Below are 23,863 nucleotides of genomic sequence, written 5' to 3'. Positions count from 1 at the left end.
CGTCCATGCTGAGCAACCTGTCCTGGAAACTGAACCGCTTGCGCGCCATGGGGGCGCCCGAGGTGGCGCATCGCGTGCGTGATGCCTTGCAGCAACGGCTGCAGGCGCGCGGCTATGGCCTGGCGCAGGTGCCGCCGCCCGCCGTGCGCCAGCGTTTCGGCGCACCCTGGCTGGGCATGCCCATCGACACGGCGCCGCACCTGGCGGCGGCCGAACGCATCCTCGCGGGCCGCTTCGATGTGTTCGCCCTGCGCGATGCGGAGCTGGGTTTCCCGCCGCAATGGAACCGCGATCCGAAGACGGGCACCGTCGTGCCCTTGGATTTTGGCAAGACGCTCAATTACCGCGACGAAACCGTGGTGGGCGATATCAAATGCCTGTGGGAACCGAACCGCCACCTGGCCGTGGCCGACCTGGCGATGGCCTACCGCCTCGGCGGCGACTTGCGCCATGCGCAAGGTGTACAAGTCCTGCTTGAATCGTGGTGGCAGCAATGTCCGTATCCGCTGGGACCGAACTGGAGCAGCGCGCTGGAGCTGGCCTTGCGCCTGGTCAGCTGGTCGCATGCGTGGCACTTGCTCGGAGGCATTAACAGCCCCCTGTTCCAGGGCGCGCAGGGGCAAGCCTTCCTGCAGCGCTGGCTCGACAGCATCTACCAGCATTGCCACTTCATCGCGGGACACTTTTCGCGCCACTCGTCGGCCAACAACCACCTGTTTGGCGAATTGACGGGCTTGCATATCGCCGCGCTCACGTGGCCTTGCTGGCCGGAAAGTGCCGGCTGGCTGGCGCAGACGGAACGCGAGCTGGAAGCGCAGGCGCTGCAGCAGAATGGCCCCGATGGCGTGAACCGCGAGCAAGCCATTTATTACCAGCACACGGTGGCCGATGAAATGCTGCTGTGCGTGCTGGCGGGCCGCGCCAATGGCCGCCCCCGCTCGGCCGCCTTCTTGCGGCGCCTGGAAGCCATGCTGGAATTTATCGCCGCCATGACGAACGTGGCGGGCGAGGTGCCGATGTTCGGCGACGCCGACGATGCGCTGCTGGCGCACTGGGACAAGGCGCCGGGCGCCAATCCCTACACGTCGCTGCTGGCCAGCGGCGCGGCCCTGTTCGGCCGCGCGGACTTCAAGGCCAAGGCGCGCACGTTCGACGAGAAAAGCGCGTGGCTGCTGGGCGAGGCGGGGAGCCAGGCGTTTGACGCCTTGCCGGATGCTGCGCCCGATACCTTGCCGCGCGCCTTCCCCGATGGCGGCTATTACGTGATGGGCGCCGGCTTTGGCACGCCCGACGAAGTGCGCCTGATTGCCGATGCCGGCCCACTGGGCTACCTGGGCATCGCCGCGCACGGCCACGCCGATGCGCTGGCGCTGACCTTGTCCGTGGCGGGCCAGATGGTGCTGGTCGATCCGGGCACCTATGCCTACCATACGCAAAAGCAGTGGCGCGATTATTTCCGTGGCACCAGCGCGCACAACACCGTGCGCATCGATGGCCGCGACCAGTCCGAGTCGGGCGGCAACTTCCTGTGGCTGCGCAAGGCCAGGGCAGCGTGCCTGGCGTGGCGTGACGATGCCGATGGGCAATTCTGGAGCGCCAGCCATGACGGCTACCTGGGCTTGAAAGATGGCGTGCTGCACCGGCGCGACGTGCGCGTCGCGCCCGGCGCCGCGCTGATCGTGGTCGATGACGTGCTCGAATGCCAGGACGCGCATGAGGTGGAGTTGTTCTGGCACTTTGATCCCCGCTGCCGCGTGCAACTGGATGGCCAGGTGTTGCGCGTGGCGGGCGACGCTTTCGCGCTGGAGATGCATTTACCGCCGTTGCCGGATGCTTCCGTGCAATTGGTATGCGGCAGCGACCATCCGCCGCTGGGCTGGATTTCGCACCGCTTCGATGAAAAACAGGCTGCGCCTGTGTTGGTCTGGCGCGGGCGGCTGCAAGGCGCAGCCACCTTGCGCACGGAGTTTCACCTGAGTTTGGCTACCCCTGATCTGTCAGAAAATACGAGGAAAACATGAAAATTAGCATATTTGGTTTGGGTTATGTGGGTGCCGTCTCGGCTGGTTGCCTGGCAACGGATGGACACGAAGTCATCGGCGTCGATCCGAACAGGACCAAGGTGGAGCTGATCAACCAGGGCACCACGCCCATCATTGAAAAAGACATCGGCGAAATGATCGCCGCCACCGTGAAGAGCGGCCATTTGCGCGCCACCTTCGACGTGCGCGACGCCGTTTTCGGCTCGGACATGTCGCTCATCTGCGTGGGCACGCCGTCGCAGCTCAATGGCAACCTGGACCTGAGCCACGTGCGCAAGGTGTGCCAGGAAATCGGCGCCGCCATCCGTGAAAAGGATACCTTCCACGTCGTTGTGGCGCGCTCGACCATGCTGCCCGGCTCCATGCGTTCGCTCGTCATCCCGACCCTGGAAGCGGCGTCGGGCAAGGTGGCCGGCGTCGATTTCGGCGTGTGCAACAACCCGGAATTCTTGCGCGAAGGCACGGCCGTCTACGATTACTACAATCCGCCGAAGACGGTGATCGGCGAATCCGACGAAAAGGCGGGCGCGCTGCTGGTGCAGCTGTATGAAAAGATGGATGCGCCGCTGGTGCGCACGGACGTGGAAACGGCCGAGATGGTCAAGTACACGGACAACACCTGGCACGCCGTGAAAGTGGCGTTCGCGAATGAAATCGGCAACATCTGCAAGGCCGTCGGCATCGATGGCCACAAGGTGATGGAAATTTTCTGCCAGGACACCAAGCTGAACCTGTCGCCGTACTACATGAAGCCGGGCTTCGCCTTCGGCGGCTCGTGCCTGCCGAAAGACGTGCGCGCGCTGACTTACAAGGCCCGCAGCCTGGACCTCGATTTGCCCTTGCTGAACTCTATCTTGCCGTCGAACCAGCGGCAAGTGGAAAAAGGCATCAAGATGATCGTCGACAAAGGTGCGCGCAAGGTGGGCATCCTGGGCTTCTCGTTCAAGGCCGGCACGGACGACTTGCGCGAATCGCCGCTGGTCGATGTCATCGAGTATCTGCTGGGCAAGGGCTACGAGCTGAAGCTGTACGACAAGAACGTCAACCTGGCCGCCTTGACGGGCGCCAACCAGGATTACATCCTCAATCACATCCCGCACATTTCCAAGCTGATGGTGACGAACATGCAGGACGTGCTCGATTTTGCCGACACCATCGTCATCGGCAATGGCGCGGCCGAATTCAAGACCGTGCCCGCCAGCCTGCAGCCGCACCAGCACATCGTCGACCTGGTGCGCATCAGCAAAGAACAAAGTGGAGAGCAATATGACGGCATCTGCTGGTAATACCGTGGCAGGACAGCCGCGCCGGGTGCTGATCCTGGTGGAAAACCTGCCGTCGCCGTTCGACCGGCGCGTGTGGCAGGAAGCGACCACGCTGCATGCGAACGGCTATGAAGTGTCGATCATCTGCCCGACGGGCAAGGGCTATGAATCGCGCTACGAAGCCATCGACGGCATCCATATCTACCGCTACCACCTGCCGCTGGAAGCGGAAGGGGCGAAGGGCTATCTGGTGGAGTATTCGCTGGCGCTGTTCCACACTTTCCGCCTTGCATGGAAAGTGCATTTCGCGCGCGGCTTCGACGTCATCCACGCCTGCAATCCGCCCGATCTGCTGTTCCTCATCGGCGGCTTCTTCAAGTTGACGATGGGCAAGCGTTTCCTGTTTGACCACCATGACATCAATCCGGAGCTGTACGAAGCCAAGTTCGGCCGGCGCGATTTCTTTTATAAACTGATGGTGCTGTTCGAGCGCTGGTCGTTCCAGAGCGCCGACGTGTCGATCGCCACCAACGAGTCGTACAAGAAGATCGCCATCGAGCGGGGCGGCATGAAGCCCGAGGATGTCTACGTGGTGCGCAGCGGACCCAAGCTGGACCGCCTGCGCGTGCTGCCGCCCGTGGCGGAACTCAAGAAGGGCCGCGCCTACCTGGTCGGCTACGTGGGCGTGATGGGTGCGCAGGAAGGCATCGACCTGCTGCTGCAGGCGGCGCAATACATCGTGCAAACCCTGAAGCGCGACGATGTGCAGTTCGGCCTGGTGGGCGGCGGCACCTCGCTGGAACAGATGAAGCAGATGGCGCAGGACCTGGGCATTGCCGACTACGTGACGTTTACGGGGCGCGTGCCGGACCAGCAATTGCTGGAAATGCTCAATACCTCCGATGTGTGCGTGAATCCGGACGTGGCCAACGACATGAACGACAAGTCGACCATGAACAAGATCATGGAATACATGGCGCTGGGCAAACCGATCGTGCAGTTTGATCTGGTCGAGGGCAAGGTTTCTGCGCAGCAGGCATCCTTGTATGCATTGAAGAACGATCCCATCGACATGGCGCGCAAGATCGTCGACTTGCTGGACGACCCGGCCCGCCGCGAGCAGATGGGGGCGTTTGGCCGCCATCGCGTGATCAACGAACTGGAGTGGGAATATGAAGCGCCGAAGCTGCTGGCCGCGTATGCGCGCCTGTTTCCCGCCGCCGCGCCCGCCGCTCCCGTGACCTTGAGCAAGGATGGCCGCTGAAGTGCGCCGCCTGGCCAGCCATCCCCAACCCTGATGGAGCAGTTTGACGATGAAAGCGATGATATTGGCAGCAGGCAAGGGCACGCGCGTGCAGCCCCTGACCTATGATTTGCCCAAGCCGATGATCCCCATCCTGGGCAAACCCGTGATGGCTTACCTGGTGGAACACCTGGCGCAGCATGGCGTGACCGACATCATGGTCAACGTCAGTTACCTGCATGAAAAGATCGAGGAGTATTTCGGCGAAGGCCACCAGTTCGGGGTGCGCATCGGCTATTCCTTCGAAGGCTATACGAACGATGCGGGCGAGGTCGTGCCGCAACCGCTCGGCTCGGCTGGCGGCATGAAGAAGATCCAGGAGTTCGGCGGCTTTTTCGACGATACGACGATCGTGCTGTGCGGCGACGCCTTGATCGACCTCGACCTGGCAGCGGCCCTGCGCGAGCACCGCAGCAAGGGCGCGCTGGCGTCCGTCATCACCCTGGAAGTGCCGTGGGACAAGGTGTCGAGCTATGGCGTGGTGGTCAGCGGTGCCGATGGGCGCGTGCGCGCCTTCCAGGAAAAGCCGGCGCAGGCCGATGCGCTGTCCAATTGCGTCAGCACCGGCATCTACCTGTTCGAGCCGGCCGTGCTGGACCTGATTCCCGCCGGCCAGCCCTTCGATATCGGCTCGGAACTGTTTCCCCTGCTGGTCGCGCAAGGCTTGCCCTTCCATGCGCAAAAACGCCAGTACAACTGGATCGATATCGGCAGCATCAAGGATTACTGGGAAGTGCTGCAAAGCGTGCTGATGGGAAAAGTGGCCCATTTGCAGGTGCCTGGCACCCAGATCGCCGATGGCGTGTGGGCCGGCCTGAACACGAGCATCGACTGGAGCGGCGGCACGCGCATCGAAGGCCCCGTCTACATCGGCTCGGGTTGCCGCATCGAGGCGGGCACGACCATCATCGGGCCGGCCTGGATCGGCCATGGCAGCCACGTCTGCGGCGGCGCCGAAGTGGTGCGCAGCGTGCTGTTCGAGTACACGCGCGTGCTGCCTGGCGTGGTGCTGGATGAAATGATCGTCTTCAAGGATTATAGTGTCGACCGTGCCGGCCAGATGCGCCATGTCTCCGACTATGAGAAAGATGCCTGGGGCAATGCGCGCGACCGGCGCAGCCTGCGCCGCGACGAAACGCCGCCGGCCCTGTATGCTGCCCAATAAACTGTTTGCGAAGTGAAACCATGAAAATTTATCCAGTCATCCTGTCCGGCGGTTCGGGCACCCGTTTATGGCCGCTGTCGCGCGCCGTGTTGCCCAAGCAACTGTTGCCGCTGGTAACGGACAAGACCATGTTGCAGGAAACGGCGTTGCGCGTGACCAGCCTGCCCAACCGCCGTGCCGGCGATAGCGGACTGGCCGGTTTCGACGTCATGCCGCCGCTGGTGGTATGCGGCAACGAGCACCGCTTCATGGTGGCCGAGCAACTGCGCGAGATCGGCTTGCCGCCGCTGGGCATCTTGCTTGAGCCCGTGGGGCGCAACACGGCGCCGGCCGTGGCCGTGGCCGCGCAATTCCTGCTGGCCATCGACCCGCAGGCGCTGATGCTGGTCTTGCCGGCCGACCATGTCATCACCGACGTGGCCGCGTTTCACCAGGCGATCGCCGAGGCGGCCCTGCTGGCGGCCGATGGCGCGCTGGCCACCTTCGGCATCGTGCCGACGGCGCCGGAAACGGGCTATGGCTACATCCGCAGCGGCGCGCCCGTCAATCCGGGCGCCGCGGGCTGCAAGGTCGAGCGTTTCGTGGAAAAGCCGGACCTGGCCACGGCGCAGTCGTTCCTTGCCGCCGGTAATTATTTCTGGAACAGCGGCATGTTCATGTTCCGCGCCGAACGCTATCTGGGCGAGCTGGGGCAATTCCAGCCCGCCATGCTGGCCGCCTGCGAAACGGCCGTGCGCGACGGTTACCGCGACCTCGATTTCTGCCGCCTGCAAGAGCAGGCCTTCGCCGCCTGCCCATCCGATTCGATCGACTATGCCGTCATGGAGCATACGGCGCATGCGGTGGTGTTGCCGGCCGCCATAGGCTGGAGCGATGTCGGTTCCTGGTCGGCCCTGTGGGAAGTGCAGCAGGGGGACGCCAACGGCAACGTGGTGCGCGGCGACGTGTATCTCGATGGCGTGAGCAATTGCCTGGTGCGCGCCGAGCGCCGCATGGTGGCCGTGCTGGGCGTACAGGACCTGGTCGTGGTGGAAACGGACGATGCGGTATTGATCGCGCACAAGGACCAGGTGCAGCGCGTGAAGCAGGTGGTCGACCACTTGAAGCAGGCGGGACGCAGCGAACATGTGCAGCACCGCAAGGTGTACCGCCCGTGGGGCAGTTATGAAGGCATCGATATCGGCGAACGCTTCCAGGTCAAGCGCATCACCGTCAATCCGGGCGGCAAGCTGTCCCTGCAGATGCACCATCACCGCGCCGAACACTGGGTGGTGGTCAGCGGCACGGCGCAAGTCACGTGCGGCGAGAAGGTGACCTTGCTGACGGAAAACGAATCGACGTATATTCCCATCGGCATGACGCACCGCCTGGAAAATCCGGGCAAGCTGCCCTTGCACCTGATCGAAGTGCAGTCGGGCAGCTACCTGGGCGAAGACGACATCGTGCGCCTGGAGGATGTCTACCAGCGCGCCTGATGGCGTTCTCATCGCAGGGCAGCCGCGCCCCTGGCCGGCTGCCTCCGATCCCTCACTTACCGGTGTACCGACCCTTGCGCAACTTCCTTTGTCTTTCGCTGGCGCTGGCCGCCGGCGCCGCCCATGCCGACGCGCCAGCCGCCGCTGCCGCAGCCGTGGCGCCGCCCGGCTTGCAGGCGTCGCAGCTGGCCATCGTCATCAACGACGCCGAACCCAACAGTGTCGAGGTGGGCGAGTACTACCGCAAGGCGCACGGCATTCCTGCCGCGAATGTGGCGCACGTGAATATTCCCAACCGCCCCCGCAAGCTCAGCATCGACCAGTTCGCGCAGTTGAAGGAACGCATCAATGCGCAGCTGAAACCCGAGATACAGGCCGTGCTGATGGTGTGGAGCGCGCCGTATGCCGTCGAATGCAATGCCATCACCGCCGCCTTCACCCTCGGATATGACGGGGATCAATGCGCGAAGACGTGCGATCCCGGTAAACCCAGCAAGTATTTCAACAGCGAGGCGGCGCAACCCTACACGCAGCTGGGCTTGCGCCTGTCGATGCTGCTGCCTGTCGATTTCGTGGAAGAGGCCAAGGCCGTGGTGGACCGCGGCGCCGTCAGCGGCTTTTCAGTGCCGGCCGCCAGCGCGTATTATTTGACCACCAGCGACGCGGTGCGCAACAGCCGGGCCGGTTTCTTTCCACCCGCTGGCGTCGTGCGCCAGCGCAAGCTGACCGTCAAGAACCTCAAGGCGGACAGCCTGGAAGGGGCGCAAGACATCATGGTGTACCAGACGGGGCAGGCCAAGGTGGCCAAGCTGGAGACCCTGCATTTCCTGCCCGGCGCCCTGGCGGACCACCTGACCTCGTTTGGCGGCGACTTGCAGGGCAGTAGCCAGATGAGCAGCCAGCGCTGGCTGGAGGCGGGCGCGACGGCCAGCTATGGCACCGTCAGCGAACCGTGCAGTTATTGGCAAAAGTTTCCCAATCCGACCGTGCTGCTGCGCCGCTACCTGTCCGGCGCCACGGCGCTGGAAGCGTACTGGGGCAGCGTGCTGTGGCCGGCCCAGGGCCTGTTCATCGGCGATCCGCTGGCGGCGCCGTATGCGGGTTTCCGGCGCTGAAACCGGATTCTTCCAGACAATAAAAAAGGCCCTTTCGGGCCTTTTTTCATGGTGCGGCGTGACGGTTACTTGCTTTTGCGGCGGCGCGCCAGGGCGACGAGGCCCAGTCCGGCCAGCAGCATGGCATAGGTTTCCGGTTCCGGCACGGCCGGGATTTCCGGCGTCACGGGGAGGATGCTGCCGCCCGTGAAGCCGCCACCCGAACCGCCGCCGCCGACACCGTTGCTGCCTGTGGGCAAGTTTTCACCCAGCGACGACGAAACGATCAAGGGCGCCCGGGTGTCGCCGCTGCGGGCCTGATACGAACGGCCCGGACCACGGTAGCCGGCCGCGTCATCGAAAGGACGGTTTTCTTCGGCGGCCACGAAGTCGCGCGTGATAAAGCTGAAGTCGCGGTCGTCGCTGGCACGCACCTTGCGCGGTTCGCCGGCACCGGCACCGTCAGGCAACTGGCGCGCGGTCAGGCGGTGATTATTCTCGGCCGATGACGAATTGCGGAATTCCTGGTCGGACACGATGCCGTCAAATTCCGGCGTCTTGTTCGAGCCGTCGTTGGTACGCGTGCCGGAGCCGATGAAGCCATTGGCCAGGCTGCAGGCGCTGTAGGTGCCGTCCAGGTTGGCGTCTTTCGTATTGCCATTCGCCGATTGCGTGCTGGCCTGGCAATTCTTTTCATTCTTTTGCGCAGGCGCGGCCGTTTGTGCCTGGGCGCTGGCGCCGAAGAATATCAAGGCCGCGGCCAGCAGCAAGGGACGGGAAGAGGCTGGCGTGAAAATTGGTGTTGGCATGATCGATCTCTCAAAAGGCATGGAAGGGTGCGCCGCCGGGCGCGTGTGTCCGCATGCGATTGTTGCCGCTCCCGTCCAGGCTACTGTTGCGAGCAAGGCAGGGAGTGCGTTTCAAGGTCAGGCATGGATGGGGCCTGCACTACTGGGTCTGGTGTTGCCGTTCAATTTCTTATCAGGAATTAAACTTATTTGTTTGAATTATATCATATTGTGCAGCGGCATAACGACCTGGCTTGCTTTGTACAGCCTGGCGTTGTTGAAAGGATACTTTCGGCAGGCGGCCGCCAGCCTGGATCCGCGCTGCGCATTACTCCGTTCAGCTTAATGAAATGTCATCAACTCGTCATGCACACTGTTTAGTATGCAAATCATAAGTTCGTCATCATTTTGTCAAGAACAGCCTGCCAGCGCCTGTCCGGGTTGGCGTCATCTTACCGACCAGGAAAACCATGAATGTCCACCTTGCCGTCCCGTCCGTCCCGCTCTCGTCCCTGCGTAAACCGTTGCGCCTGACGGTCATGGCCGCCGTGCTGGCCAGCCTGTCCTTGCCAGCCCTGGCCGTGTCCGATATCGTCATCAGCCAGGTGTATGGGGGCGGCGGCAATACGGGCGCCGTGTACCGCAACGATTTCATCGAGCTGTTCAACCGTGGCGCCAGTCCCGTCAACCTGAGCAACTGGAGCGTGCAGTACGGCGCCGCCGCCAACACGAGCTGGTCCGTGACGGCCTTGCCGGCTATCGATTTGCAACCTGGCCAGTATTTGCTGGTCCAGCAAGCCAAGGGCACGGGCGGCACGCAAGACTTGCCGACGCCGGACGCGACGGGCACCCTGGCCATGTCCGGCACGACGGGCAAGGTACTGTTGAGTAATAGCAAGACGGCCCAGGTGGGCGCCAGCCCCACGGGTGCGGCCGTCATCGACCTGGTCGGCTTCGGCACGGCCAACGGCTTCGAAGGCGCCGTGGCGCCCGCACCCTCGAATACCCTGGCGATTCTGCGCGCGAATGGCGGCTGCGGCGACACGGACGATAACAGCGTGGATTTTGCCACCGGCAGCGTGACGCCGCGCAATACGGCCTCGCCGCTGAATGTGTGCGACGGCCCCGTCGTGCACAAGATCATCACCAGTTGCCCTGCCAGCCTGGCCCTGGCCGTGGGCAATGGCGGCAGCGCCGTGCTGCGCGCGTCCGACGCGGATGGCGTCGTGAACGCCGCTATCTTGAGTTCGCCGGCCGTGGCTGGCATCAGCCTGGCCAACTTCAGCGCGGCCGGCGTGGCGGGCGAGAGCGCCATGGTCAGCCTGCTGGTGGCCGCCGGCGTGCCGGTGGGCAATTATCCCGTGATCGTCAGCTTCAGCAATGACCAGCAGCAGACGGCTACCTGCAAGGTGGATGTCGCCGTGCAAGGCCTGGCCGCCGTCAGCCACACGATTCCGCAAATCCAGGGCAGTGGCGCGGCCAGCCCCTACGCCAATTCCGTGCAGACGACGGAAGGCGTGGTGACCCTGAAAGTGGGCACGGGCTTCTTCATCCAGGACGCCGCCGGCGACGGCGACCCATCGACGTCGGACGGCATCTTCGTGTACACGGGCGCGACGGCCACCACCGTGCAGCCGGGCGAACTGGTGCGCGTGACGGGCACGGTGTTCGAATACACGCCCACGGGCGCCAAGAATTCCTACACGGAATTGAAGGACGTGACGGCCATCCTCACGCAAAGTGCGGGCCACGGCATCGTGCCGACGAATGTGACGTTGCCGAACGACAAGCTGGCCGCCGTGGAAGGCATGCTGGTGCGTTTCACCCAGCCCCTGACCGTGTCGCAAAACGCCTACCTGGGCGCGCGCGGCGAGCTGACCCTGTCGGCGGGCCGGCGCGAAGTGCCGACCAACCGTTATCCGGCCGGCTCCGCCGAGGCGCAAGCCTTGATCGCCGCCAATGCGAACAACCTGATTGTGCTCGATGATGGCATTTTCGTCACGCCGCCCACGATTCCCTACATCGGCCAGGACAACACCGTGCGCAGCGGCGACACGGTGGCCGACCTGACGGGCGTGGTCGATTTCGGTGCCATCGGCGGTGGCGGCGCCGCATATAAATTGCAGCCGACGCAGACGCCGCAGTTTTCGCGCGACAACCCGCGCACGGGCAGCCCGGAACTGCCATCCGGCAACGTCAAGGTGGCCAGCGCGAATGTGCTGAATTTCTTCACGACCTTTACGAATGGCAACAATATCTTTGGGCAGACGGGGCAGGGCTGCACCTTGGGCGCCTCGACCACCAAGTCGAACTGCCGCGGCGCCGACAACCTGGCCGAATTCGAGCGCCAGCGCGACAAGATCGTGGCCGAACTGAAAGCCATCGATGCGGACGTGGTGGGCTTGATGGAAATCCAGAACAATGGCGAAATCGCCGTCACCTATCTGGTCGAGCAGTTGAACGCGGCCATCGGCGGCGTCACGTATGCCGTGGTGCCGAAGCCGGCCGCCACGGGCACGGACGCCATCCGCGTGGCCATGATCTACAAGCCGGGCAAGCTGGGCCTGGTGGGCGGCGCCTTGTCGGACGCCAACGCCATCAACAACCGGCCACCGATGGCGCAAACTTTTCTTGCGAGCAATGGCGAGAAATTCTCGCTGATCGTCAACCACCTGAAATCGAAGGGCAGCTGCCCTTCGAGCGGGCTGGACGCGGACCAGAACGATAGCCAGAGCTGCTGGAACGCCACCCGCGTGCAGCAAGCCCAGCGCCTGGTGGGCAGCTTCTTGCCGCAGGTGGCGGCCGCAGCCGGCGACGCTGACGTGCTGGTCATCGGCGACCTCAATTCCTATGGCGCGGAAGACCCGATCCAGGTCATCACGGGCGCCGGCTTCGTCAATGAACTCGAGCGTTACGTGCGGCCGTCCGGCATGCCGTACTCGTACGTGTTCGGCGGCCAGAGCGGCTACCTCGACCACGCGCTGGCCAGCGCGTCGCTGAGCCCGCAAGTGGCCGGCGTGGCCGAATGGCATGTGAATGCGGATGAACCGGAAGTGATCGACTACAACATCGATTCGGCCAAGCCGCAAGACTTGTACAACGCCTTGCCTTACCGCGCCTCGGACCACGACCCCGTCGTCGTCAGCCTGGACTTGCAGCCCGCCTACCGCGACATCACGGCCGCCGTCTCGACGGCCAGCTCGGGCCTCGCGTACAACCGCGCGACGCAAAAATACACGGGCACGTTCTCGTTCACCAACACGGGTACGAGCGCCTTGAGCGGCCCGTTCCAGGTGGCGTTCGGCGGCTTGCCGGCCGGCGTCAGCCTGGCCAATGCCACGGGCACCCATGCGGGCGCCGCATATGTCACCGTCAACGCCGCCAGCCTGGCGCCGGGCGCGACGGCCTCGTTTGCCGTCAGTTTCACCAATCCGTCGAAAGTGACGATCACCTACTCGGCCAGCATCTACGCCGGCAACTTCTAAGGACACCATCATGTTGACAACAAAACTCCATCGGGCCTTGTGCCGCGCCGTGCTGGCCGCCGTGCTGGCCGCCAGCTCCAGCGTGGCGCTGGCGGACCCGCTGGCCTATCGCGTGGAAATCGACACGAGCGCCTTTTCCGGCGCCGGCTTCCTCGACTTCGCCTTTATCGCCGGCAACAGCCCCGCGCCGGGCGCCAGCGCCGTGCTCAGCAATTTTTCGGGCGCGTTCGGCGCGCTGGAATCGCTGGAAGGCAATGTCAGCGGCAGCGTGCCCGGTACCTTGACCTTCGGCAATAGCGGCGCCTACAACGACTGGTTCCACAACGTGACCCTGGGCGGCAAGTTCGGTTTCAACGTCGTCTTCGGCGGCGACTTCCTGAACACGGCCGGCAACGCGGGCACGACGTTTGGCGTGGGCTTGCTTGACTACACGGGTATGGCTTACCTGGGCAATGCGAATGGCAACCTGCTGCAATTCGAACTGACCCCGCTGAACGGCGGCTTGCCCGCCAGCATAGCCGGCAGCACCTACGCCAGCATCGCGACGATCTCGGCCGTGCCGGAAGCGTCGGAATGGATGATGCTCACGGGCGGCCTGGCGCTGATCGGTTTTGCCCTGCGTCGGCGCCAGTTCGTCACGCCAGCATAAATAGTCGTTGTCCCGCCTGAACACAGCGCGCCTCGGTGCGCTGTGTTTTTTTTCGCCTATTTATTCGGAATAGCTATAAATCAGGAAACTAAATTGTATTAGTCACCGTTTTACGCTTGATGCATAGTCAAAAACTTGTCGTGCCGTCTAGTTTCTCAGGGAGGGCCGCCCACTTTTTTCGGGAGGATGCATCGATGCGCCGTCATATTCTGCTGCTGGATCCTGCGCCAGCCTCGCAAGCCTTGCTGGTGCATAACCTGCAAGGCGCCGGCTACCGGGTCAGCTGCGCCGTGGATGCGCGCGGCGCGCTGGCCTTGCTGGCCGCCGATCCGCCCGACGTGCTGCTGCTGGAATGGGAGCTGCCCGATGCGTCCGGCATCGCGCTGCTGCGCCAGATGCGTCAGGATGGCCTGCTGTGCGACTTGCCCATCATTATGGTCAGCGCGCGCGACAGCGAACAGGACAAGGTGCTGGCCCTGGAAAGCGGCGCCGACGATTATCTGTGCAAGCCCGTCGGCCCCCGTGAAATGCTGGCCCGCGTGCATGCCTTGCTGCGCCGCCGCGCGCCAGCGGCCTTGCGCGCAGGCTCAAGCGCGGACGGCGCCGCCTTGCGGCTCGATCCGCACACCCGGCGCGTGACGGCCGGCAGCGTGCCTGTCAGCCTGGGCCGCGTGGAATTCAAGCTGCTGCATTTTTTGATGGACCATCCGGGCAGGGTGCATAGCCGCGCGCAACTGCTGGACCAGGTGTGGGGCCATGCCGCGTATCTGGACGAACGCACGGTCGATGCCCACGTGGGACGCTTGCGGCAGGCTTTGCTGCCGGGCGGCTGCGGCCACCGCATCGAAACCGTGCGCGGCAGCGGCTACCGCTACCTGGCGTTTGACACCGCCGTGTGCGCCTGATGTTGCTGACGGGGCGGGAACAGGAATACTTGCTGCACGCCATACTCGGCGCGCATGGCATCGCCGCGCCCGGCGATTTCTTTTTGTGGAGCCAGGGGCCGCTGCAGGCGCTGCTGCCGCATGCCGTCCTCGTCTGCGCGCAATTGGGCGCCGATGGCGGCGTGGTGCGCAGCGCGGCCTGGCATAGCGCGGTGCTGGCCGAAGCCGAGGTGCGGGACTTCAGCGACCCGCGCCACGGACAGGTGGCCCGGCTGGCGCAGGCCTGGCGCGCTGGCGGGCGGCGCGTCGCCTTCATCGACGGAGTCCTCGTGCATGGCAGCGCGGGCGCTGGCGGCGGCAGTTTCTTTGCCCTGTTCCGTGCCCCCTGCGCTGCCTGGCCCGACCCGGCGCGCCAGGCGTACGTGCTGGAATTGCTGCTGCCCTGCCTGCATCTGCATTGGCTGGCGCTGCCGGACGGCGCGCAGGCAGCTCCCGCCGGGGCGGCACGCGCGGCCAGTGCGCGCGAGCTGGAAGTGCTGCACTGGGTCAGCATCGGCAAGAGCAATGAAGAGGTGGGGCAAATCCTCGGCATCAGCGGGGGGACCGTGAAAAGCCATTTGCAGCGCATCTATAAATTATTGGGGGTCAGCAATCGCACGCAAGCCGTCTCGCGCGGCATCGCGCTGCGCCTGCTGGCCGCCTGATGCCGCTTAGCGCTGCGGCCGGGGTGCGGCGGTCCGGTGCATGCCGCCGCTGTTGAACTGATCCTCGGTGTCGGGCGCCACCCGCGCGACGAGGGGGCTGGTGCGCAGGCGCTGGACTTCGGCCGGCGTCAGCAGGGCGGCAAAGCCGTTCAGCGCGGCCGTGTAGTGATATTGCACGATGGCATCGGGCACCAGCGCCAGCACGGCGCGCCGTCCCGCTTCCCGCGGGGTTTCCCGCTGGATTGCGTCAGGCGGCGTCAACTGCATGCGCACTTCAACAATATATGGCTGCCGCTGTGGCGCCGCCGACGCGCCGGCAGGCAGTACGCTGGCGGCGGCCAGGATGGCAAGGCTGAAACGGATTGCAGACATGCAAGCTCCCAAGGCAGGCGGCGTGGCCGCACATGCGCCGATTGTACGCCTGCCGTGGCACAGGTGGCGCGCGACTTGCGTTAGTGCAAACGCGATGGTTTCCCCTGGGATTTTGTTGTTTTCAGTACAAACAAAAGATTGTATTAACCATAAGCGGCATGGTAGCCTGCTAGGCATCAGGCAGGCGCGCGCCGCCTGTGCGCGGCCACCAGCGGTGCACATGGCGGCAATGTATTGAAGGTAGGCAATAAGGAGTTACCGGATGCATGCAGCACACAGGCAGAACCTTGCAGCAACGCGCCATGCGCGCGGCTTTACCTTGCTCGAATTGCTGGTCGTCATCGTCATCATCGGCTTGCTGGCGGCGTATGTCGGCCCCAAATATTTCGCCCAATTGGGCAAATCCGAAGTGACGGTGGCCAAGGCGCAGATCGAGGCGTTTGAAAAATCGCTCGACACCTATCGCCTCGACGTGGGGCGCTACCCGACCACGGAAGAAGGCCTGGCCGCGCTGCTGGTCGCGCCGCCCGCTGCCGGCACGCGCTGGAACGGCCCCTACCTGAAAAAGGCCGTGCCGCTCGACCCGTGGGGCCATGCCTATCAATACCGCGCCCCGGGCAGCAAGGGCGAATATGACATCGTCTCGATGGGCAAGGATGGCCAGCCGGGCGGCAGCGGCGAGAACGCCGACATCAGTTCGCAATAACGCCAGCACCATTCTTTTTCCTACGGACAAGCCATCATGCAGTTCGAAGTACGCGCGCTTTCCACGGACCAGGCCGTAGCAACCTTGCATACGTGCGTGATCGACGGCCGCGACGAAGCCGACGCGCGCCGCCAGGCCGAGGCGCGCGGCCTGTTCGTCAGCGCCATCCGCCCGCTGCGCGCCACGCCGTTCAGCGCGGCCGGCCGCCAGCGCGCGCGGGCGCTGCCTTTGCTGTTGTTCAGCCAGGAGTTGCTGGCGCTGCTGAACGCGGGCCTGGGCATCGTCGAAGGACTGGAAGCCTTGCTGGAAAAGGAAGCGTCGCCGGCCACGCGCAGCGTGCTCACGCGCCTGCTGGAAGGCTTGCGCGAAGGCAAGCGCTTTTCCGCCGCCCTGGCGGAGCAGGCGGAACTGTTTCCTCCCTTGTATATCGGCATCGTCAAGGCGGCCGAAGGCACGAGCGACTTGCCGCGCGCCTTGTCGCGCTACATCGCTTACCAGCAGCGCATCGATACGGTGCGCGGCAAGATCGTCAGCGCCGCCATCTATCCCGCCATTTTGCTGGCCGTGGGCGGCGGCGTCAGCGCCTTCCTGATCAGTTATGTCGTGCCCCGTTTCGCCGAGGTGTACCAGGGCGCGGGACGCAACTTGCCGTGGATGTCGCAAGTCATGCTCAGCTGGGGCCAGTTCGTCACGCAGCATGGCGTGCTGCTGTTGCTCGGGCTGCTGATCACGGGCGGCGTCGCATGGTCGGCCGTGCGGCGCGTGCTGCGCCATGGCGGCGTGGCGCGCCTGCTGGCGAAGTTGCCCGGCATCGGCGAGCGCGTGCGCATCTATGAATTGTCGCGCCTGTACCTGACGCTGGGCATGCTGGCCGAGGGCGGCATCACCATCGTGCAGGCGATCGCCACCGTGCAGGCGATGGTGTCGCCCGGCATGCAGGCGTCGTTGCAGCAGGCGCGCGGCGCCATCGAAGCGGGCCAGCCGCTGTCGTCCGCGTTTGAGCAATATCAACTGACGACGCCCATTTCCCTGCGCATGCTGCGCGTGGGCGAGCGCACGGGTGACATGGGCCCCATGCTGACGCAGTCGGCGGCCTTTTATGACGGCGAAATCAGTCGCTGGATCGACCGTTTCACGCGCACCTTCGAACCCTTGCTGATGGCCGCCATCGGCCTCGTCGTGGGCGCCATCGTGATCCTGCTGTACATGCCTATCTTCGACCTTGCCGGCGACATTTCATGATGCAGAGCGCAGCCGAATCCACCGTGGCCAGCGTGGCCATCGATCCCGCGCTGCTGCAGCGCGCGCGCCTCCTGTGCCGCCAATCGAAGCGCAGCCTGGTCGAGGAATTGCAGCAGTTGAGCGGCATCGAGGCGCGCGCCGTGGTGCGTGCGCTGGCGCGTCCGTTCGGCCTGGACGTGCTGGAAACGGCCGACATGCTGGCGTTGTCTCCCGCCTTCGACGTGCTGCCCCTGTCGCAGGCGCTGGCGCGCCACAGCGTGCTGCTGCGCGCCGCCGACGGCCAGCTGGTGGGCGTGATCGCCGACCCGTTCGACCTGGACCTGCAGACCTGGCTCGGCGCGCGCGCGGGGCAGGGCGCCTTGAGCATCCGCCTGGCGCTGCAGGCCGACATCGGCGCCTACCTGTCGAAGCAGGAAGAGTCGGCGCGCGCCGTCGACAGCCTGCTGCCCGGCGCCGCCACCGATGCGCGGCGCGACGGCAAGACGGCCGCCGTGCTGTCGTTCGCCAGCGTGTCGGAAGCGGCCAGCCCCGCCGTCAAGCTGGTCAACTCGACCTTGTATGACGCGCTGAAGGCGGGCGCCTCCGACATCCACCTGGAAAGCACGGCCGGCGGCCTGGCCGTCAAGTACCGCGTCGACGGCGTGCTCGATCACGCCACGTCCGTCAACGGCATCGAAGTGGCGGAGCACATCATCTCGCGCCTGAAAGTGCTGGCCGAACTCGATATCGCCGAGCGCCGCGTGCCGCAGGACGGCAGCTTCCGCGTCGAATCGGGCGGGCGCGAAATCGATCTGCGCGTCTCCATCATGCCCAGCATCCATGGCGAGGACGCCGTCATCCGCATCCTCGACAAGCGCGCCATGATCGAGGCGTACGGCGCCCTGACCCTCGAAGCGCTGGGCTTTGACGCGCCGTCGCTGGAAGCCTTGCGCGCGCTGGCGCGGGAAGCCTACGGCATGCTGCTCGTCACGGGTCCCACGGGCTCGGGCAAGACGACGACCCTGTACGCGGCGCTGACGGAAATCCATAACGGGCGCGAAAAGATCATCACCATCGAAGACCCCGTCGAATACCAGCTGCCCGGCATTCTGCAGATTCCCGTGAATGAGAAGAAGGGGCTGACCTTTGCCAAGGGCTTGCGCTCGATCCTGCGCCACGACCCCGATAAAATCATGGTGGGCGAGATCCGCGACCGCGAAACGGCGGAAATCGCCGTGCAGTCGGCCCTCACGGGCCACCTGGTGCTCACCACCGTGCATGCGAATAACGTCTTCGACGTGTTCGGCCGTTTTACCCACATGGGCATCGATCCGTATGCGTTCGTCTCGGCCCTGAACGGCATCTGGGCGCAACGGCTGATCCGCACCAACTGCCCCCATTGCGCCACCGACTACACGCCCGACGATGGTGAGCTGGCCAGCGTGGGCCTGGCGCGCGCCGACGTGGCGCAGTATCAATTCAAGCAGGGCAAGGGCTGCGGCGACTGCCGCGGCACGGGCTACAAGGGGCGCCGCTCGATCGCCGAAATCCTCGTGCTGACCGATGAAATCCGCGAACTGATCGTCGACAAGAAGCCGATCCGCCAGATCAAGGCGGCCGCGCATGCGAACGGCACGCGCAGCCTGCGCCTGGCGGCGCTGGAACTGGTCAAGCGGGGCGCCACCACCATCACGGAAATCAAGAGGGTCACCCTGCATGCGTAGAGGTTTTTCGAAGTTGAGCTTGGGACAGGCCCTGCGCCTGGGCGTGGCGGCGGGCAAGGTGAGCCTGTGGCGCAGCAGCCGCTGGCGCGCGCCCGCCTGGACACCGCTGGGCGAAGCCGCGTATGTGCCGGGCGACACGCTGCATGGCGACTTTGCCGCCCTGGGCCAGGCGTTGGAACAGATTCTGCCGGCGGGCGAGTACGCGGGCTGGCCCCTGTCCGTGGTGCTCGACGATGGCTTGGCGCGCCTGTGGCAAGTGGACATGCCGCACGGCGCCGCGCGCCTGGCCGACATCGAGGCGGCCGCCGCGTTGCGCTTCCAGTCGCTGTATGGCGATCCTCCCGGCCTGTGGCACAGCAGCAGCGCCTGGGATGCGCGCGCGCCGTTTTTTTGCGCCGTGCCCCGTGCCCTGCTGGCGCAGCTGACGCGCGTGGCGGCCGCGCGCAAGCTGGCCCTGATTTTCATTACGCCGCAATTCGCGCGCCACTGGAACCGCTGGCACGGCGCGCTGAAACCGGGCGCCTGGTTCGGCCAGCTGCAGGAGAATGCCTTGACCCTGGGCGTGCGGCACGATGGCTGCCTGCGCGCCGTGCGCGCGCTGCCCGTGCCGCCCGGCGCGGGCCAGGATTGGCTGGAACACACGCTGGCGCGCGAGGCGCTGCTGCAAGGCGTGCCCGCACCGGCGCTGCTGCAGCTGTGCGGCGCGCCGCCAGCGCTCTGGCTGGCGCCGGCGGCAGCGTTCCGCTGCCAGGTTTTTTCCGCGCCGGACGGGGAAGGCGCCCTGTCGCCGGCCGCCCGGCTGGCCCGCAGCGGAGGCGTGGCATGACGCGCCTCGATATCGATTTCGCGCCCCCCGGCTGGCGCCGCAGCCTGCACCGCGTGCCCGTCTGGGCGTGGATGACGGGGGTGCTGGGCGTGGCGCTGGCCGTCACGGCGGCCTGCAGCGGCAGCGCCGCGCTGCAGCGCCAGCAGCTGCGCGAGGGGCAGTTGCATCGCGCGCAGCAGCGCATGATGGCCGCCATGCAGGGACCCGCGCCTGCGCCGCAAATCGCCATCGCGCCCGCGCAGGCGGCGGCCGTGAATGCGGCCATCCTGCAATTGAACCTGCCGTGGCGCGACTTGCAGGATGCGCTGGCCAGCGCCACGCCGCCCGCCATCGCGCTGCTGGCGCTGGAACCGGATGCGCGCAAGCGCGTGCTGAAGATCACGGCCGAGACGACCGGCAGCGACGCCATGGTGGCCTACATCGCGCAACTGAAGCAGCAGGAGCTGTTTGGCGCCAGGGTGCAGCTGCTGCGCCATGAAATCAATGCGCTCGACCCGAACAAACCCTTGCGCTTCCAGCTCGAAGCGCGCTGGGGCACGCCATGATGGCCATCGACATCAATATCCTGCGCCTGCGCGCGCAACTGCTGCTGCGCCGCCTGGGCGCGCCCGCCTGCATCGCCGTGGCCTTGCTCGCACTGGGCGTGGCCGCCTGGGCGTGGGCCTGGCAGCAGCGGGCCGTGGCGGCGCAGCTGGAAGCACGTCCCTTGCCCGTGCCATCGCTGGCCGTCACCATCGCGGCGCCGCCGGCGACGGCCAGCGAGAACCTGGCGCGTTTTTATGCGGCCCTGGGACAGCAGCGCCACGCGGAGCAGCAGGTCAAGCAGCTGTTCGACCTGGCCGCGAAAAATGGCTTGCTGCTGGCGCAGGGCGAATACAAGAGCGGCTACGACAAGGCCAGCAGGGTCGCCACCTACCAGGTGACCTTGCCGCTGAAGGGCAGTTACGGGGCCGTGTGGCAGTTCGCGCTACAAGCGCTGCGCGCCGCGCCCTTCGCCTCGCTCGACGAACTGAGTTTCCGCCGCGAGCAGATCGCCGATACGCAACTGGAAGCGCGCCTGCGCCTGACGTTTTATTTGACCGAAACGCAGGCCGAAACGCAGGCCGATGCGCCGGGCGATGCGGGAGGCGCGCCATGACGCCGCGCCACTATCTGATGCTGGCCGGCGTGCTGGGCGCGGGCGCCTTGCTGCTGTTCGGCGAGCGCCAGCCCGTGGCCGACGTGGCCGAAGCGGTGGAGCGGGCCGTCGCGCCCGCGCGCCATGCGGCCGTCAAGGCGCCGGCCGCGCAGCCGGCCATCCTGGCCCTGCTGCCGCGCAGCGAAGTGGCGGGCGAGGAGGGCGAGACCTTTGGCGGCGCCGACGGCGTCTTCCAGAGCCAGAACTGGAATCCGCCGCCGCCGAAAATGGCGGTGACGGCAGCGCCGCCGCCACCGCCGCCGATGGCGCCGCCGCTGCCCTTCGTCTACCTGGGCAAGGCGGCCGCCGACGGCGCCTGGGAAGTGTTTTTATCGCGCGCCGACAAGACGTATATCGTGCGCGCCAATACCGTCATCGATGGCGCCTACAAGGTCGTGACGATCGCGCCGCCCGTCATGACGCTCACTTATCTGCCGTTGAACCAGCTTCAGCAGCTCAACATTGGAGTTTCCGAGTGATGTCTCGTTCCTTTTCATCGGCGCTGCTGCTCTTGCTGCTGTCCGGCTGCGCAGGGCAGCAAGCCTACCGCGACGGGCGCGAGCTGATTGCGCAAGATCAAGTCCCGGCCGGCCTGCAAAAGCTGCAGGAAGCGCTGCAGCAAGACCCCGGCAACGCGCAATACCGCAGCGCCTATCTGCAGGCGCGCGAGCGGGCCACCGGCAGCCGCTTGCAGCAGGCCGAGCGCCAGGCGCAGGCGGGGCAGGGCGAACTGGCGCGCGCCTCCTTCATGAGCGTGCTGGAAATCGATGCGCAGAACGAGCGGGCCAACAGCGGCTTGCGCGCGCTCGAACGCGAGCAGCGCCAGGGGAAATTGCTGGCCGATGCGCGCACGGCCCTTGAGGCAAAACAATACGACCCCGCGCGCCAGCGCCTGAACGCCATCCTGACGGAGCAGCCGAATCACGCCGGCGCGCGCGCGCTGCTGCGCGAGGTCGATGAAAAGACGACGCCGCCCATCGTCGAATCGGGCCTGGCCAGGTCGTACAAGCAGCCGATCACGATCGAGTTTCGCGACGCGCCGTTGAAACAGGTGTTCGAGCTGATCGCGCGCCGTTCAGGCCTCAATTTCGTCTTCGACAAGGACGTCAAGGCGGATGCGAAAACGTCGATCTTCCTGAAAAACAGCACGGTGGAATCGGCCGTCTACTTCCTGCTGGTGACGAACCAGCTGGAACAGCAGGTGATGGATGCGAACACCATTTTGATCTATCCCAATGTGGCGGCGAAATTGAAGGAATACCAGGAAGTGCTGGTGAAAACCTTCTTCCTGGCGAACGCGGACGCCAAGCAGGTGGCCAACACGCTCAAGACCATCCTCAAGACGCGCGACGTGGTGGCCGATGAAAAACTCAACCTCGTCATCGTGCGCGACACGCCCGAGGCGATCCGCCTGGCCGAGCGCCTGATCGCGCTGCAGGACGTGCCGGAGGCGGAAGTGGTGCTGGAACTGGAAATCCTCGAAGTCAAGCGCAGCCGCCTGATGGAGCTGGGCGTGGCCTGGCCATCGAGCCTGACCTTGACGCCGCTCAGTACCTCGGGCGGGATCGGGTTGACCATCAACGACTTGAATAATCTGAATCAGCGTACACTCGGCGTGAGCAATCTGGCCGTGACGGCGAACGCCAACAAGACGGATGGCGACGCGAACATCCTGGCCAACCCGCGCATCCGCGTGCGCAACCGGGAAAAGGCGAAATTCGTCATCGGCGACCGGGTGCCCGTGGTGACCACCACGATTTCGCCGGGCACGGGCGGCTTCGCTTCCGAATCGATCAGCTACCTGGACGTGGGCCTGACGGTGAACGCCGAGCCGACCATTTATTTGAACAATGAAGTGGGCATCCGCATCTCGCTCGAGGTGAGCAACCTGGGCGCGGCCACCACCACCCGGAGCGGCTCGACCCTGTACCAGATCGGCACGCGCCAGGCGTCGACCATGCTGCAGTTGAAGGATGGCGAAAACCAGGTGCTGGCGGGCCTGATCAACAATGAAGAGCGCAGCTCGGGCAACAAGGTGCCGGGCCTGGGCGACATACCCGTGCTGGGCCGCCTGTTCGGCAGTAGCAAGGACGATAGCCAGAAGACGGAAATCGTGCTGTCGATCACGCCGCACCTGGTGCGCACGGTGCAGCGTCCGGAAGCGAAGGAGTCGGAATTTTCCGCCGGCACGGAAGGCAGCTTCCGCCGCCGGCCCGACATGGCGGCCAAAGCGCCCACGCAGATGCCGGGCACGGTGATCGTGCGTTCCGGCCCGTCGGCCGTCGGCATGCAGCCGGCGCCGGCGCAGCAGCTGATGACGCCGGGCCAGGTGCCGCCCGCCTTGCCGCAGAGCGTGCCCGCGCCGGAAGTGGCGCCATCGCCCGAGCCGGCCGCCTCGCCCTTGCCGATCTCGGCTGGCCAGCCCGTGCCGCTGCAGGCGTCGCCCTTGCCGCTGTCATCGAGCCAGCCGGTGCCGGTGGCGCCCGCCAAATGAGACTGGCGCATGCGCAGGGCGGACCAGGCGGCTTCACCCTGATCGAGCTGCTGGTGACCCTGGCCATCCTGGGCGTGCTGGCCACCCTGGTGATCCCCGTCACGCAGGTGACGGTGCAGCGGCGCCAGGAGCAGGAATTGCGGCGCGCGCTGCGCGAGATCCGCCAGGGGCTCGACGCCTATAAACGGGCCGGCGACGAAGGCCGCGTCATGCGCACGCCCGACGCCAGCGGCTATCCGAAAAGCCTGGACCTGCTGGTCGAGGGCGTGCCGGACCAGCGCAACCCGAAGCGCAGCAAGCTGTTTTTCCTGCGCCGCGTGCCGCGCGACCCGTTCAATGCGGATGCGGGCCTGAGCGATGCGCAAACCTGGGGCAAGCGCAGCTACGCCAGCGAAGCGGCCGAACCGCGCGAGGGCGACGATGTGTACGATGTGTACTCGACTTCCAACAAGACCGGCCTGAACAACGTGCCTTACCGTCTATGGTGAA

General features: G+C 65.4%; 22 protein-coding genes. 20 read left to right on the top strand and 2 right to left on the bottom strand.

The annotated features are described in order from the left end of the window. Window positions 1–5: 5 nt before the first annotated feature. The 6 genes from CLU94_RS06700 (at window position 6) to CLU94_RS06675 (ending at window position 8,365) form a co-directional block, all read left to right on the top strand. Window positions 6–2,021, top strand: a complete 2,016-nt coding sequence (locus CLU94_RS06700; RefSeq protein WP_257218704.1) for a heparinase II/III family protein — start codon at window positions 6–8, stop codon at window positions 2,019–2,021. After that, window positions 2,018–3,328 (top strand): nucleotide sugar dehydrogenase, encoded by a 1,311-nt coding sequence (locus tag CLU94_RS06695; RefSeq protein WP_077400992.1) that lies wholly within the window; start codon window positions 2,018–2,020, stop codon window positions 3,326–3,328. The genes CLU94_RS06700 and CLU94_RS06695 overlap by 4 nt, the downstream gene beginning before the upstream one ends. Further along, window positions 3,309–4,571, top strand: coding sequence for a glycosyltransferase family 4 protein (locus CLU94_RS06690; protein ID WP_099665071.1), 1,263 nt, complete (start codon window positions 3,309–3,311; stop codon window positions 4,569–4,571). Before CLU94_RS06695 ends, CLU94_RS06690 begins: the two co-directional genes overlap by 20 nt. Before the next feature lie 49 nt (window positions 4,572–4,620). Then, window positions 4,621–5,775, top strand: a complete 1,155-nt coding sequence (locus CLU94_RS06685; RefSeq protein ID WP_099665070.1) for a sugar phosphate nucleotidyltransferase — start codon at window positions 4,621–4,623, stop codon at window positions 5,773–5,775. Between the two features lie 20 nt (window positions 5,776–5,795). Further along, the gene (locus CLU94_RS06680; RefSeq protein ID WP_099665069.1) at window positions 5,796–7,250 is read left to right on the top strand and encodes a mannose-1-phosphate guanylyltransferase/mannose-6-phosphate isomerase; all 1,455 of its coding nucleotides are present in this window, start codon (window positions 5,796–5,798) and stop codon (window positions 7,248–7,250) included. Window positions 7,251–7,324: 74 nt separating this feature from the next. Beyond that, on the top strand, window positions 7,325–8,365 hold the full coding sequence (locus CLU94_RS06675; RefSeq protein WP_257218703.1) for a TIGR03790 family protein: 1,041 nt from the start codon (window positions 7,325–7,327) through the stop codon (window positions 8,363–8,365). A 65-nt stretch (window positions 8,366–8,430) separates the two neighbouring features. On the opposite strand, the gene CLU94_RS28650 is transcribed toward CLU94_RS06675, so the two are convergent. After that, a complete protein-coding gene (locus CLU94_RS28650; RefSeq protein ID WP_257218702.1) occupies window positions 8,431–9,153 on the bottom strand; it encodes a PEP-CTERM sorting domain-containing protein in 723 nt (240 codons plus the stop codon). Here CLU94_RS28650 and CLU94_RS27950 point away from each other — a divergent pair. The 5 genes from CLU94_RS27950 to CLU94_RS06650 all read left to right on the top strand — a co-directional run bounded on the left by CLU94_RS27950 (window position 9,152) and on the right by CLU94_RS06650 (window position 14,854). Then, window positions 9,152–9,478, top strand: a complete 327-nt coding sequence (locus CLU94_RS27950; protein ID WP_143451360.1) for a hypothetical protein — start codon at window positions 9,152–9,154, stop codon at window positions 9,476–9,478. The two genes, CLU94_RS28650 and CLU94_RS27950, sit on opposite strands and share 2 nt — an antisense overlap. 124 nt (window positions 9,479–9,602) lie before the next feature. Then, on the top strand, window positions 9,603–12,617 hold the full coding sequence (locus CLU94_RS06665; RefSeq protein WP_099665067.1) for an ExeM/NucH family extracellular endonuclease: 3,015 nt from the start codon (window positions 9,603–9,605) through the stop codon (window positions 12,615–12,617). A gap of 10 nt (window positions 12,618–12,627) precedes the next feature. Beyond that, complete coding sequence (locus CLU94_RS06660; protein WP_143451359.1) at window positions 12,628–13,266, top strand: NF038129 family PEP-CTERM protein; 639 nt, start codon at window positions 12,628–12,630, stop codon at window positions 13,264–13,266. 194 nt (window positions 13,267–13,460) lie between these two features. Then, entirely contained in the window at window positions 13,461–14,171 is a 711-nt protein-coding gene (locus CLU94_RS06655; RefSeq protein ID WP_099665065.1) for a winged helix-turn-helix domain-containing protein, read from the top strand. Further along, entirely contained in the window at window positions 14,171–14,854 is a 684-nt protein-coding gene (locus CLU94_RS06650) for a LuxR C-terminal-related transcriptional regulator (RefSeq protein WP_099668189.1), read from the top strand. The genes CLU94_RS06655 and CLU94_RS06650 overlap by 1 nt, the downstream gene beginning before the upstream one ends. A 6-nt stretch (window positions 14,855–14,860) precedes the next feature. Here CLU94_RS06650 and CLU94_RS28335 read toward each other — a convergent pair whose 3' ends face one another. Then, window positions 14,861–15,226 (bottom strand): protease inhibitor I9 family protein, encoded by a 366-nt coding sequence (locus CLU94_RS28335; protein WP_180278605.1) that lies wholly within the window; start codon window positions 15,224–15,226, stop codon window positions 14,861–14,863. 262 nt (window positions 15,227–15,488) lie between these two features. Between CLU94_RS28335 and gspG the strand changes: the two genes are divergently transcribed. The 9 genes from gspG to CLU94_RS06600 are packed head-to-tail and all read left to right on the top strand — an operon-like array spanning window position 15,489 to window position 23,862. Beyond that, window positions 15,489–15,932: a type II secretion system major pseudopilin GspG gene (gene gspG, locus CLU94_RS06640; RefSeq protein WP_034751618.1), complete on the top strand. Its 444-nt coding sequence runs from the start codon at window positions 15,489–15,491 to the stop codon at window positions 15,930–15,932. Window positions 15,933–15,968: 36 nt separating this feature from the next. Beyond that, a complete protein-coding gene (locus CLU94_RS06635; RefSeq protein WP_099665063.1) occupies window positions 15,969–17,174 on the top strand; it encodes a type II secretion system F family protein in 1,206 nt (401 codons plus the stop codon). Continuing rightward, a complete protein-coding gene (locus CLU94_RS06630; RefSeq protein ID WP_257218701.1) occupies window positions 17,171–18,877 on the top strand; it encodes a GspE/PulE family protein in 1,707 nt (568 codons plus the stop codon). The genes CLU94_RS06635 and CLU94_RS06630 overlap by 4 nt, the downstream gene beginning before the upstream one ends. Then, complete coding sequence (locus CLU94_RS06625; RefSeq protein WP_143451358.1) at window positions 18,870–19,703, top strand: hypothetical protein; 834 nt, start codon at window positions 18,870–18,872, stop codon at window positions 19,701–19,703. The genes CLU94_RS06630 and CLU94_RS06625 overlap by 8 nt, the downstream gene beginning before the upstream one ends. Then, window positions 19,700–20,248 carry a hypothetical protein gene (locus tag CLU94_RS06620; protein ID WP_099665061.1) on the top strand — a complete coding sequence of 183 codons (549 nt, stop codon included), beginning with the start codon at window positions 19,700–19,702 and terminating at the stop codon, window positions 20,246–20,248. The genes CLU94_RS06625 and CLU94_RS06620 overlap by 4 nt, the downstream gene beginning before the upstream one ends. After that, window positions 20,245–20,841 carry a hypothetical protein gene (locus CLU94_RS06615; RefSeq protein WP_099665060.1) on the top strand — a complete coding sequence of 199 codons (597 nt, stop codon included), beginning with the start codon at window positions 20,245–20,247 and terminating at the stop codon, window positions 20,839–20,841. The genes CLU94_RS06620 and CLU94_RS06615 overlap by 4 nt, the downstream gene beginning before the upstream one ends. After that, window positions 20,838–21,359 carry a hypothetical protein gene (locus CLU94_RS06610; RefSeq protein WP_099665059.1) on the top strand — a complete coding sequence of 174 codons (522 nt, stop codon included), beginning with the start codon at window positions 20,838–20,840 and terminating at the stop codon, window positions 21,357–21,359. Before CLU94_RS06615 ends, CLU94_RS06610 begins: the two co-directional genes overlap by 4 nt. Further along, entirely contained in the window at window positions 21,359–23,374 is a 2,016-nt protein-coding gene (locus CLU94_RS06605; RefSeq protein ID WP_099665058.1) for a secretin N-terminal domain-containing protein, read from the top strand. Before CLU94_RS06610 ends, CLU94_RS06605 begins: the two co-directional genes overlap by 1 nt. Continuing rightward, complete coding sequence (locus tag CLU94_RS06600; RefSeq protein ID WP_099665057.1) at window positions 23,371–23,862, top strand: type II secretion system protein; 492 nt, start codon at window positions 23,371–23,373, stop codon at window positions 23,860–23,862. Before CLU94_RS06605 ends, CLU94_RS06600 begins: the two co-directional genes overlap by 4 nt. Window position 23,863: the final 1 nt, after the last annotated feature.

The sequence above is a fragment of the Janthinobacterium sp. 13 genome (assembly GCF_002749695.1).
In the GTDB taxonomy this organism is placed as follows: Bacteria; Pseudomonadota; Gammaproteobacteria; order Burkholderiales; family Burkholderiaceae_D; genus Janthinobacterium; species Janthinobacterium kumbetense.
The sequence above is the reverse complement of the archived record's forward strand: the minus strand, read 5'-3'. Positions and strand labels throughout refer to the sequence as shown.

Bases quoted from the DNA above. Each gene is read 5' to 3' on its own strand.
- gspG (WP_034751618.1), top strand. From the start codon at position 15,489: ATGCATGCAGCACACAGGCAGAACCTTGCAGCAACGCGCCATGCGCGC.
- CLU94_RS06600 (WP_099665057.1), top strand. From the start codon at position 23,371: ATGAGACTGGCGCATGCGCAGGGCGGACCAGGCGGCTTCACCCTGATC.
- CLU94_RS06665 (WP_099665067.1), top strand. From the start codon at position 9,603: ATGAATGTCCACCTTGCCGTCCCGTCCGTCCCGCTCTCGTCCCTGCGT.
- CLU94_RS06615 (WP_099665060.1), top strand. From the start codon at position 20,245: ATGATGGCCATCGACATCAATATCCTGCGCCTGCGCGCGCAACTGCTG.
- CLU94_RS28650 (WP_257218702.1), bottom strand. From the start codon at position 9,153: ATGCCAACACCAATTTTCACGCCAGCCTCTTCCCGTCCCTTGCTGCTG.
- CLU94_RS06620 (WP_099665061.1), top strand. From the start codon at position 19,700: ATGACGCGCCTCGATATCGATTTCGCGCCCCCCGGCTGGCGCCGCAGC.
- CLU94_RS06605 (WP_099665058.1), top strand. From the start codon at position 21,359: ATGTCTCGTTCCTTTTCATCGGCGCTGCTGCTCTTGCTGCTGTCCGGC.
- CLU94_RS06630 (WP_257218701.1), top strand. From the start codon at position 17,171: ATGATGCAGAGCGCAGCCGAATCCACCGTGGCCAGCGTGGCCATCGAT.
- CLU94_RS06680 (WP_099665069.1), top strand. From the start codon at position 5,796: ATGAAAATTTATCCAGTCATCCTGTCCGGCGGTTCGGGCACCCGTTTA.
- CLU94_RS06650 (WP_099668189.1), top strand. From the start codon at position 14,171: ATGTTGCTGACGGGGCGGGAACAGGAATACTTGCTGCACGCCATACTC.
- CLU94_RS06685 (WP_099665070.1), top strand. From the start codon at position 4,621: ATGAAAGCGATGATATTGGCAGCAGGCAAGGGCACGCGCGTGCAGCCC.
- CLU94_RS06610 (WP_099665059.1), top strand. From the start codon at position 20,838: ATGACGCCGCGCCACTATCTGATGCTGGCCGGCGTGCTGGGCGCGGGC.
- CLU94_RS06660 (WP_143451359.1), top strand. From the start codon at position 12,628: ATGTTGACAACAAAACTCCATCGGGCCTTGTGCCGCGCCGTGCTGGCC.
- CLU94_RS28335 (WP_180278605.1), bottom strand. From the start codon at position 15,226: ATGTCTGCAATCCGTTTCAGCCTTGCCATCCTGGCCGCCGCCAGCGTA.
- CLU94_RS06625 (WP_143451358.1), top strand. From the start codon at position 18,870: ATGCGTAGAGGTTTTTCGAAGTTGAGCTTGGGACAGGCCCTGCGCCTG.
- CLU94_RS06635 (WP_099665063.1), top strand. From the start codon at position 15,969: ATGCAGTTCGAAGTACGCGCGCTTTCCACGGACCAGGCCGTAGCAACC.
- CLU94_RS06700 (WP_257218704.1), top strand. From the start codon at position 6: ATGCTGAGCAACCTGTCCTGGAAACTGAACCGCTTGCGCGCCATGGGG.
- CLU94_RS06690 (WP_099665071.1), top strand. From the start codon at position 3,309: ATGACGGCATCTGCTGGTAATACCGTGGCAGGACAGCCGCGCCGGGTG.
- CLU94_RS06695 (WP_077400992.1), top strand. From the start codon at position 2,018: ATGAAAATTAGCATATTTGGTTTGGGTTATGTGGGTGCCGTCTCGGCT.
- CLU94_RS27950 (WP_143451360.1), top strand. From the start codon at position 9,152: ATGATCGATCTCTCAAAAGGCATGGAAGGGTGCGCCGCCGGGCGCGTG.
- CLU94_RS06655 (WP_099665065.1), top strand. From the start codon at position 13,461: ATGCGCCGTCATATTCTGCTGCTGGATCCTGCGCCAGCCTCGCAAGCC.